We start from the raw sequence: 12191 nt of genomic DNA on the forward strand, positions 1-12191 counted from the left end.
TGACGCAAGAAATTCCAGTAAAACTGAACTATGTTTATGAGAATAATTTGTCTATTCATTGTTATTACGAGCAAGAACGATTTATTTTAGGGTTGAACAAACAAAATCAAACGCTAAATTTTGTGACTGATACAAGTATGGACACACCATTAGATTCAGGTGCTGGAGACTATTTGACGATCACCGTTCAGGACAAAGAAGGGAAACAAAAGTACCAAATGCAAGCCAACGCGGAAGATTCACCGAGTCAACTCATTAATGCATTAAATGGTAAAGCTTATGAAAATGGTGACCACATAACGGTTCAACATAAAAATAGTGGAAAAATCGGGTTATACGTGAAAGGGACTCTTCAACTAGATTATGGAAATAGTCAGAACAGTGAAGAATTTGTTATTCAAAATAATCAACTTCTTCAATACGACCCAGAAGCAATCAATGTCACGGTTAAAGAGGGTGAAACAACTGTTGGTGAAGCGGTTGAACCGAACGAGTTGATTGAAAGTGGACAATCTAATTATACGTATACTTTCGTAAAAGAACCCAATTATTACCAATATGGGGAACAAACCGTTCAAATAAAAGTAACAGATGATCAAGGAAAAACAACGGTTGTCGAAACTACGTTGGTTATCAAACATGAATCAGAGCTAACGATTAGTACTAAAGACACGACGGATGAACGTCTAACTATCAAAATTGATTCAACGACACATCAGTTACAGGGAATTACCGATCCAAAGAATACAGCAGCCTTTTCTGCGACTTCTGAACCGGAGGTTCTTGTCATGGCCCTCTATAATCAGAACAATGAGTTACGTCAAATGATTGCTTTGGATGGGGGAGTGGCACCACAAGACTGTATGAACGAACTTTCTAAACAAACCGTTGAAATCGGGGACTATTTAACGATAACTAGTAAAGAAGGCGTGTCACAATCTCTTTATCGTGAAGGAACGAATGTTCAAACGACGAATGAATCAACTAGTACCTATCAAATTAACGCGCAATGGCAATTTGAACCACGAAAAACACCAACACCACCTGATGAAGGTGGGAATGAAAACTCATCAGCGACGAAAATAGATGCCGACGTTTTGATCGAGTTTTCAAAAGATAATACTCCCGTACAGCCTGTTGATCCGAATGATCCAACAATCCCTGTCGATCCGACGGATCCGATCAATCCAATAGGTGGAGAACTCATGATCACCTATACCTCAAAATTAGATTTCGGTACCCACAAAAAAGGGGGAACATCATGGTTTGCTTATGGAGATAGGATGCAAGGAAATGTTCCGATCACACCATTTGTATCTATAAAAGATACCAGAAGTACGGATCGAAAAGGTTGGTCGTTGACCGCACAATTAGAAACGTCATTTGTCAATGAAAAAGGCCAGCCATTGAATGGTGCGGAGTTGCATTTTAGTCATTTGTATTCAGGAAATGGAGAACTCAACGCACCTGAAGTGACTGAAGGTGATTTAGTAGTAGACAAAGCTGGAGTAGAGATTGCACGAGCAACCGAGAAAAACGGCTATGGGCAACACTCGATCGGTTTAGGTAAGCTGCAGGCAGATAACACTACTAATGGTGTGGAATTGACTATACCGAAAGGGATAGCCAACGACAGTGGGAACTATCAAGCAACGATTCTTTACACTTTAACAGCTGATCCAACAGCTGCATTCAAAGAATAAAGAGCAAAAACTCTCGTTAGAAATGATATTCTAATCGAGAGTTTTTTTATTGACATACTACTATAAGTAACTAAATTTTCGAAAAGATGAATTGAAGATCAGAAAAAAGGAAGAAAGTCTCATATTATTAAAATAAGTTGATAGAATCATTTTGTTGGTTTTTATATTGGCTATTTTGATCTTTTATTTTATACATTTTTGTTAATATATAAAATATTGGGTATAAACTATTCTTATAAAAAAATAACAAATTAAGATCATAAATAATTATGAAAATAGATGTAAATAGTCGGAATCTTTCAATACTGACTGGTTTCATTTCCTTGTCAATACAAAAATGACTAAGTCACTTATTTGAAAAAGGAGTTGATAGAATGAAGGACAAGATTTTACCTATGCTACTTTCAACAGGGCTTTTGACAGTGAGTATTTTTTCAGTAGTTCCACACATACAAAAAAATATAGTACAAGCTGAGGCTGTACAAGGAAAAGTAGAAAAATCAGTAGTGGACCAGAAACCAACTCTAAACGCGTTAGCAAATGGGATTCAGACGAAAAACAAAGAAGTTGCTATAAAAGAAACCTCAACGGAAGAAAATATAGATACGACAGATAGAGTAATTGGAAAATGGGGAAGTGCAACATGGGATTTTGATGTTTCTAGTGGAACTTTAACAATAAAAAGTGGGATGCTTGGTGAGTATAAAGAATCTCCATGGAATAATGAAGAAATAATTGCATCAGACATAAAGAAAATTAATTTAATAGGAGAAACAGTAGCTCCTAGGAACAGTAGCTATCTATTTTCTTCAGACGATAGGAATAAATGCCTTATAAATCTAAATGAAATAACTGGTAATTTAAACGTTAATCAAACCACTAGTTTGCACGGTACTTTCATGGATTGTAATAGTCTAACTAAGTTGGAAATTAATAATTGGCATACTAGTCAAGTAGAAGATATGTCATTCATGTTCAAAAATTGTTACAACTTAACCAGTTTGGATATGGCTACTTGGGACACGAAATTCGTCAAGGACATGTCTTTTATGTTTGAAGATTGTAATAATCTCAAAAAACTCAACTTAAATAGTTGGGATACTACTTCAGTAACTAATATGCAAGGTGCTTTTAAAAATTGTGATAATTTAAACGAACTAGTATTGGGAAGGAATACACTACTTAAGACTAATGTAGAGTTAATAGAAAGTTCTTGGAAGGGAAAAAATATTGATATATTTTATCCAAGCAGTCAAGAATTTTTAGACAATTATGAAGGAAGTCAAGCTAGTATATTTATCAGATCTGAGACTAAAGTTTGGGGAACTTCTCCTTATACATTTGATGAAAATACAGGAATATTGACAGTATTTTCAGGTGACTTGGGAGGTAATACTCCTTGGAATAAAGGTGAAGTCAATGCAAAAGAAATTTTGAAGATTGATTTTGTAGGTAATGTTGTTGCTCCTCAAAATAGCAATTATTTGTTCTCTGATTATGATGAAAATTTGGCATTAATTAACCTGCAAGAAATCAATGGAAAAATAGATACAAGTAAAGTTATGAACATGAAATACATGTTCAATGGATGTAAAAATTTAACTTACTTAGATGTGAGTGAATGGGACACAAGCCAAGTTACTGATATGTCAATGATGTTTCAAAATTGTAGTAGTTTAAAAAATTTAGATGTAAAGGGATGGAATACCAGTCAAATTACTAATATGCAAGGTATGTTCAATGGGTGTAATAATCTAACAAGTTTAGATGTCAGCATGTGGGATGTTAGTAAAGTAGAAGATATGTTTATCATGTTCCAATATTGCAATAGTCTTAATAGTTTAAATGTAAGCAATTGGGAAGTCAGCCAAGTTAAAAATATGCGATCTATGTTTTTTGACTGTAGAAACCTCGCACATTTAGATGTAAGTGGTTGGGATATCAGTCAAGTTTCTACTATGAAAAATATGTTCTATAATTGTAGTAACTTAGCAACATTAAATGTACGCAAATGGAATACAAGTCAAATAACGGATATGTCATATATGTTCCAGAATTGTAAAAATTTAACAAATTTAGATGTAGGTAGCTGGAATACAAGTCAAGTAACAGACATGTGTCGTTTATTCGGTGATTGTAATAAATTAAATAATATAGATGTAAGTCGATGGAATGTAGCAAAAGTTACTTCTTTTAAAGATATGTTTATTTCATGTTTTAATTTAAAGTCAATTGATATTAGTGACTGGATAATTAATTCTACTGATGATGTTCAAAGCATGTTTTATAATTGTTCTGATTTAAGATCTATATTACTAGGGGAGAATATTGATTTTACTGGGAAAGATCTTGGCTTACCTGATAATCGTTGGGTCGGTATAACAAACAAGATACGATACGGATCATCTGCTGAATTTATTAATCGTTATAACGGAACAGAACCAGGTACTTATGTTTGGGATCAGACTGCCGATTTAGATATCTATTTTGATAAACAATCACCAATGGTTATTGGCAAACCAGACAATTTGTGTTGGACAATAAAACACACAAATCAATCTACTCAAGGAAGAATTGCTAAAATGATTACTGGAAAAATAAGTACAGCAGAAACACTTGATTTTGACGGAAAAATTATGGTTGAAGAGCAGGATGAACTAGGTAACGTACTTTCAACATCAACTATACAATTAACGAAAGAAGAGTCAATAAATGATCTCAATACTTACAGTTATGTTTTACCTGATCTTGCCTATGGCAATCAGTACAAAATCACGTGGAAAGGAACGCCATGGAACAATACAACGGTCTCCACAGCGCCAACCTTCCGATATGAACTGGATTATGATGCCAATCTGGAACTGATCAATGGCGATATGGTCTTACCAGACAGCCGCTCAACTACCAACAACCGTGTGATAGAGAATGGGGGATTAAGTTTCAAAGATGTCCCACAAGAATTACGATTTAATGCCACAAAATTATCAACGGATCTCAATGAACAACTGATTGCAAGAGAAGACAAAGATTGGGAAATCGGCATCACTGATTTTAGAGGAACGAAAGCCAAATCAGTTACGGATTCTGATGTAGCCCGTCAAGATTGGGATCTAGTCGCGACAGTTGCGCCGTTTAAAGATTCGTCTAATCAAGAAATCGGATTAGAAACCTTAGGTATCACCTATGTCGATGAAACGAATACCAAGCATGAATTAAGTGAAACAGAAACGTTGTTAAATCAACATGAAGTTTCTGGAGAAACCCCAAAAGAGCATCATGAACAACAAATCAAATGGGCGGAAGAAAAAGGTCTACAAGCAGTAGTGCATGATCGTAATCAATTAAAAACGGATGAAACGTATCAAGCAGATGTGACCTTTGAACTAAGAAGTGCACCTTAAAGAATAGGAGACGATAAGATGAAAAGAATGAGGACGTTGTTTATTCTGAGTCTACTGTCGCTATTCTTGGGTGTAACGACAGTGACCGGTTATGCGGAAAGCAATACGGTCTCGGTAGAGACGGGCATTCAGTTTGTGGAAGATCCTGGCAGTCATTCGGACTCTGATTCTACTAGTGAAGAGCCTTCCGATGAGACTGGCAGTAAAACACCAAACGAGCAGGGAGCAGCTACAACTGAATCAGCTGAAAATACAGGAGCATTGCCTAAAACGGGTGAGCGTCGTTCGATTATTTTACTGGTAATAGGAATTTTACTGGTACAAACAACGATAGGATGTATTTTCATAAGGAAATATGGACGAGATTAAAAAAGAAATAATATTAATAATGAAGTTTTAGTTCTATGCAGATAAAAAGGCTAATTTACTCTCAGTAAAATTAGCCTTTTTTAATGACTGTTATTATTAACATGTAGCAAAATAAAAAGATAATAAGCCTTATGTGTAGGTCTTCGAGTCCCTCATACCGAATGGCATTCATCACCCGCCTATAGAGGCTGGGAGACTTCTACCTAATTATGTTAAATTATTAGATGCAGGAGTAGCCAAAGGGAAAAATATTGTTTTGTTCATAATTAGGAATTTGATAGCTCAAAATAAGTAATAATTAAAGCAATTTTATGATCTCTTTTTAATAAAATTATGGTTTAGAATTCCAAAAAGAAGGAATGATAAAATTATATATAGGTATAGGTGATTAAATTGTTATTAAAAAAAGGAATGAAAATATCTACGACAGACGTTCATGGCATCTCTTGTGAAGGCCATGTTCTCTATTTTTTAGAAAACACGGTTATTATCGAAAATATTACAGAAAGATACGTTATATCAAATGGAACTCTGTTAGAACAAGGATATTCTTTTTCAGAAAATTTATTTATGTCTTAAATAATAGAAGAATAGATACAATTAAATTTCATCTATTTGTTACGTACTCGTACTACAAACCTCATTTATAAAATATAAAGGAAATTACGTTTACAGTATTTCCACATATTTCTAACTGTCAAATCTTGAAGTGTTAAAAGAAAAGATTACATGAATAGAAACTACTTCTAACAGAGTTATTTTAAATTACATTAAACATAAAACGATCATTTTTCTAGAATAATGTATCAATTTATTAATTTCTTCAAGACGAGGGGATATTATCTTTTGTAAAAGCATGTTTTCATAAAATTATCTAGAGGATAAATTTTTTACAAATAGAGGCAATGTGTTTTTTTACAACTTTATCAAAAAGACGAGAATACTCGCGACTTTAGTCGTGCAGATGAATCGACTTCGGTTGAGTTACCGCTTCAGCTAATATCAATCAATCGATACATGTTAAATCTATATATTATTAAAATGGAGGTAATCTCGATGTATGTTGTACCAATTTTTATGTTAATTCTAGGGTTATTGTTACTGATTGTCAGTATATATTTATTCCTTAGTGACTATAAATATGTAGTAGTGGAAAGAAAAATAAGCCATTCGTATCTAATCCCAAATATTATTTGTATTTTGTTGGCAGTTTCTATCCTTATATATATCCCTAGTTATTTCTTTACAGTTTAAGGAAAACAATGACTTAGTTATTGGAACATTCCTAGAAAAGAGAACGCGATAAATAAATATGTGATTCATTAGATAAAATTCGGATGAGCAAGACAAAGCTGGTACTTGCGTGATTTTACATTATTTACGAGTCATGAACCAATAAATTGAGTAGTAAACGATACAGAAATAAGTGATTAGTCCTTGAATTAATGTAAATTAGAAACCCTAATTTGATAACAATATTCTTCTAGGAAAGTGTTTCTATGGTTTAACTGAACGAATACAGAAAAGGCATGCAATTGCATGCCTTTTCTGTATAAGTGTATTGGAAATATTGGTTGGAAGAGATAATCTATTTTAGTTATTACTTCTATTATATTAACAAATAATTAACCTAACAAAAGCTCAAAAAACAAACAATATATTTAAATAAAATGACTAAATATAAGAAGGTTAACGTGTGATAAATAATATCTTATGACATTTTAGAATATGTTTAACAAGAAAAAAGTAAAGGAGTTATCAAAGGATGATTAAAAGCGACGGGAAAATTATTTAAGAAAAATACTAGCTTTAGAATTAATGGAATGGTTAAGGAGGGCAAAGCGTTAGTCAATGTGAAAAGTACAGGAAAAATTTTTCTAGGGTTAAATATAGTATTAAGGTCTATACTTTGAAAGTTCTTACAAATAATCAGCATTCTAACTTCGGATTTATAATGGAGAAAACATCATTAGTATCCATCCTTTAAGTAGAAAACTTAATTATCATAGAGGCGCTTGCATTGAACTTCTTTAATCGAATGTATTCAAACATTTAGAAGAATAAAATTTGAATAATTAGTTGATGAAAGTGTAGAAACTCATAGTGTCAAGCTGCCATTGATGAATACGTAACCTATAAATGTTAGAATTATATATGAGAAAATTATTTCTTATATATTTAAAATGAGCCACTCATCGAGAATTATCATTAATTAAATCTTTATCAAAAATCCAAGAAGTTCGTGACTTCAGTCGTGCAAGGTTAAATAGATTTAACATATTAGGGATTTAATTAACGTAGAGTAGAAATGTTATTATTATGTATCAATTTGTGCCTAATGAATTGTTTAAAATGACAAACTAAAAAGAAAAGGGGAATAAACATGAAGAAAATGATGATGATACTTCTGTTTGGTTTACTGGCTACCATAGGTATACCAATGGTGGCAGAAGCGGATGAAACATTAGATGCTACAGAAGTAGCTATCTTTGGCGCACAGGCTATGGTTCCAAATAGTCCAGAGGATCAAACAGAAAAGCTGCAGGCGCTGTTGAGTAAGACAGCAAAGGAGGGACGTGCATTATTTTTACCACAAGGGAATTATAACATTACAAAAGATATCGCTATTTCTTCTAATTATCAATTAATTGGCGATTCAACAGGAGCCACTATATTACATAATACTACAGGGTCACCTGTTCAATTGACAGATACAACTTATGGGACGAAAACCAATGTTCGACTTCAAAATATTGCCTTTGATGGCATTAATGTGACTTTGAAGTTAACAAATCAATTAATACTAGAAAATAATATCTTTTACAATCCCTTAAAAGGCTTCGTTGTCAATTTAAATGCAGATGTTAGAGTTAAAATTTCAGGTAATGTCTTTATGCGGGATACTGCACATATGCAACCAGGAAGTGATTTTAATCGAGCAATTTACATTGGAGGCTATTCAACGCCAAGTCGTTTTCAATATATGTCAGAGATCGATATTGTAGATAATTTATTTGGCTTAAAAGTGAATGAACTGGATGCAATTAAAAGTACCAGCCGCTCAGCTTTAGCAGCCACTATTACACGTCTACAAGCAGCAATTGAATCGGGCGCAATCACAATACCTAATGAACAAAACTATTTATCAACAGGAGTTAATTCTTTTAGTATGTTGAAAGATGTAACTGTCCAACATAACTTCTTCTATTCACCATACGACAATGAGAATTTGAATGGTTTGGTGGGAGACCATGCTATTTACTTCCGTGGTGCTCAAAATATTACGGTGGTGGGCAATCACTTGCGAGGGCTACAAAATGGTCCAGCTGGTGGATTCAAATTTAAATCAGGCCGTAATATTACTATTATGAACAATTATTTGAGAAATACAGGACTGATTATGTATGGAACGCCAGAAATTGGTTTAGCAGAAACCCAAGCAGAGGGATCCATTTCAGAACTGTCCAACTGGTTAGTTGCTAATAATATTTTTGATTTTAAATATTGGGACAACAAGTATGCAATTGGTATGGAATATAATAAGCATACGGGCAATAACAATGTGCACAATGGCGTTTTTATAAATAATCAGTTTGTTAACTACCACAATATCCCACAAAATCGTCGTCGTGAATTATTAATATCTAGTGGCGGTGGTTTCCGGCCAGAAACTAGTTTTGTTAAAGGAAATACTCGGGATGATGGACTCAAAAATGGTCAATTGTTAGTGGAAAATTGGACAGAGGCTGACTATGGGTTAATGCCATCAACGTGGGAATCGTTAATTTCACCAACTATCTATGATCAATATAAAAATACCACTATTCCCATTAGAAATACCTTGGCAATTCCTGTAGCTACAACGATTGTTAAAGGGCAACAAGTCAATCCTCTTCAATTAGTTGACAATATAAACGATGCGGATGAGGTAGTACCAACTGCAAAAATAACTAATCCAGAAGTCTTAAATGAGATAGGGCAGCAAAAAGTTATTGTTCAATTAACTTACGAAACAGGTTCACTTGTGACAGTAAATGTACCCGTAACAGTAGAGTCCCCAGTAAAAAATTGATTTCCCCCAGCTACAATAATAAATGGGACAGAAAGAAGAAAAAGACTCCTTTCTGTCCCATTTATTATGACCTTAAGGATCCATTTGGGGTTGCAAAACGAATGAACCATAAAACCATCTGCTATGTAGGTAGGGTAATACTGGAAGGATATATAATGCTAAGTCAGGTTCATCTGTTATTGAGTATTTCACCAAAAATGAGTGGATCTAGTTTATGGGTTATCCGAAAGGGAAAACTACATTTATGATTTTTTGGTAAACATTCAAATTAAAAATATATGTTTGGAAATTCAAACTTTAGGGTAGAAGGATGTTATTTGAGTATACTAGGATTGAATGAATCGACCATGAGAAATTGCATTCAAGAACAAAAGAAATATGACAATGCTCTATACAAATTGAGTATTCGAGAATCTGAAATTCAAAGGTAAAATTTTAGTTAGGCCTTTAGATTTTAAACATAAGAATAATTATACAAGCAACAAGAAGCAAAGTGCTGTATTATCAATAGTCCGTTTACTTACATAAGATCATTGGGGCTATTTTTAAAAGAGAATAATAGAGATTAAATGAAAAAAAAGTAGTTATTTGTTAAAATCATTGATGTTATTAATAATAAATATTTTTTGAAAGGGGAAATATAAAAGGTTTTGAAAATAAATAAAAAAATGGTATTACTTGTTCTACTGCTAGTTATTGCTAGTCTTTATTCTTTTATCTTTTTTAGTAATGCACAAAAGATCTCAACCACAGGAGACATTGCTTTTCACTTTTCTAGAATAAAAGGCTTGTCCTCAGTATTTTCTGGTCCAATAAATTTTACCACATTTAATAGCTATGGCGGAGGCGTGAATTTTTTTTATCCGTATCTAACACTCTTTCCAGCCGTAATATTTTACTGGATAACAAACAATTTGATTCTAAGTTATATCCTATATGTTTGGATACTGAATATCTGTACAATTCTAGTGAGCTATCAATATGGACAAAAGTTCTTTAAGCGAATAGATGCAGCCTTCTTATTCAGCTGTTTGTATAGCTTTTATGGATATCGTTTAATTGATATATATCAGCGTTCTGCAATTTCAGAATCAATTGCGTTGACGATTATACCAGTTGTCTTGTATTACACATATACTCTTCTTTATGAAAGAAAGAACAGCGTGATTCCTTTAGCTATCAGTATGAGTTTGCTCATCTATACCCATGTTCTCTCCACCTTTATGAGTGTGATTGTTATTGGCTTCTTGTTTATCGGCTCTCTTTTCTCTAAGCGAAAAGAGATAAAAGAAATGTCGAATCTGATATTAAATATGATAAAAGCTGTTGGTTGGACCATTCTTTTAACTACTTACGTTTGGTATCCGATGTTACAACAAGTGCTACATCAAAAAATTAATCGTCCTTTTCGCACAAACCTTCAAGAAAGGGCATTAAACATTTCTGATAGTTTAATCGGTGCAGTAAATAATGATTTAGTTACGTTTACAATGGGAACAATTGGTGTGGTTTCATTGATTCTTCCACTTTTCTTTTTAAAAAAATTTGCCAATAAAGAAAAGATTATTTATTTTTGTGCAGTGACCACTTGGTTCTTATCAACGAATCTTTTTCCATGGGGATTATTACAAAAAACACCTATTCAAATCATTCAATTTCCTTGGAGGATCTTGGGTTTTCAAGTGCTTTTTGGATCATTGATCTTAACTATAGTGTTTTTAAAGTGGAAAACAAGCAACAAAAAAAGTATGTGGAGCCTTGTAGGAATAGTCCTTCTTATTTTTACAGTGACTGTAGCAACAGAAGCAAATTATTCGCAAAAAATTCAGTCGTATAAAGGTCGATTAATTATGACCAAAAAAGATGTTACACGTTATACAACCTCGAGAACTGGAGGCCTTTATGACTATGCACCATTAGATGCATTGAAATATAAAGATCATTTAAAGAAACATGAAGTAAAAGTCGATGATCGATGGGAGAATGCATCTCATAAATCATATAATTCTAAAATAATCTATACAGTAGAAGATGCGAATGAGCAAAATATCACGTTACCTGTATTCAATTACTGGGGAACAGTTGTGAAAGTAAATGGGAAAAAGAGCACTATAGAAAATGACAATGGTTTAGTGTCTATTAAAGGTAAGGGAAAACGAACTATAGTCGAGGTTTCATCTACCTATCCAACTACGATGATTCTATCTTTATTGATTAGTTCAATAACTTTTATATTCTTATTTACACGTTACTTAATAAGATCACACGGTTCAATAGAAATAGATTAGAGAGATCAAGGAAGAAAATGCAGTAGCAATATATAAAAGAAGGCATCAGTAGGCAGGCTAATTTATTCCGAAAAGTGAAGAAGGCAAATACAAAAAATTAATAAAAAAATCAATCAAATAAAAAAACGTAGAAGTAATTTTCTACGTTTTTCTTTTCATGTATATTAAATATTACAGGAAATTATAGAAGACAATTAAAAATCATCAAATACTAGAATAATTTGGATCCTCACGTTCTAGCTTATTCAAACCGAAGGGGGAATAAAGAGATGAGATCAAAACTTAGATCAACATTAGAATTTTTGGTGAATTGTGATAAAAATGTAAAAATATAAATTTTAGAGAAAACTATATACCT

Annotated in this window: 4 protein-coding genes and 1 pseudogene; all 5 read left to right on the forward strand. The window is 33.0% G+C overall.

Annotated elements, in window-relative coordinates; all coding sequences use genetic code 11:
* Window positions 1-1703, forward strand: a 1703-nt coding sequence (locus A5816_RS15185; RefSeq protein ID WP_086311681.1) for a WxL domain-containing protein, incomplete at its 5' end; no start/stop codon positions are given.
* Window positions 1704-2077: 374 nt separating this feature from the next.
* Window positions 2078-5104, forward strand: coding sequence for a BspA family leucine-rich repeat surface protein (locus tag A5816_RS15190; protein WP_086311682.1), 3027 nt, complete (start codon window positions 2078-2080; stop codon window positions 5102-5104).
* Between the two features lie 18 nt (window positions 5105-5122).
* The gene (locus tag A5816_RS15195) at window positions 5123-5473 is read left to right on the forward strand and encodes an LPXTG cell wall anchor domain-containing protein (RefSeq protein WP_086311683.1); all 351 of its coding nucleotides are present in this window, start codon (window positions 5123-5125) and stop codon (window positions 5471-5473) included.
* 2383 nt (window positions 5474-7856) lie between these two features.
* Window positions 7857-9539: pseudogene (locus A5816_RS15205) on the forward strand (glycosyl hydrolase family 28-related protein); the annotation flags it as partial.
* A gap of 656 nt (window positions 9540-10195) precedes the next feature.
* On the forward strand, window positions 10196-11833 hold the full coding sequence (locus A5816_RS15215) for a hypothetical protein (protein WP_086311572.1): 1638 nt from the start codon (window positions 10196-10198) through the stop codon (window positions 11831-11833).
* Window positions 11834-12191 lie beyond the last annotated feature (358 nt).

The sequence above is a fragment of the Enterococcus sp. 3G1_DIV0629 genome (genome assembly GCF_002141285.1).
Classification (GTDB): Bacteria; Bacillota; Bacilli; order Lactobacillales; family Enterococcaceae; genus Enterococcus_B; species Enterococcus_B lactis.

What these genes read in the sequence shown, in the direction of transcription:
- A5816_RS15190 (WP_086311682.1), top strand. Translation starts at nt 2,078, where the DNA reads ATGAAGGACAAGATTTTACCTATGCTACTTTCAACAGGGCTTTTGACA.
- A5816_RS15195 (WP_086311683.1), top strand. Translation starts at nt 5,123, where the DNA reads ATGAAAAGAATGAGGACGTTGTTTATTCTGAGTCTACTGTCGCTATTC.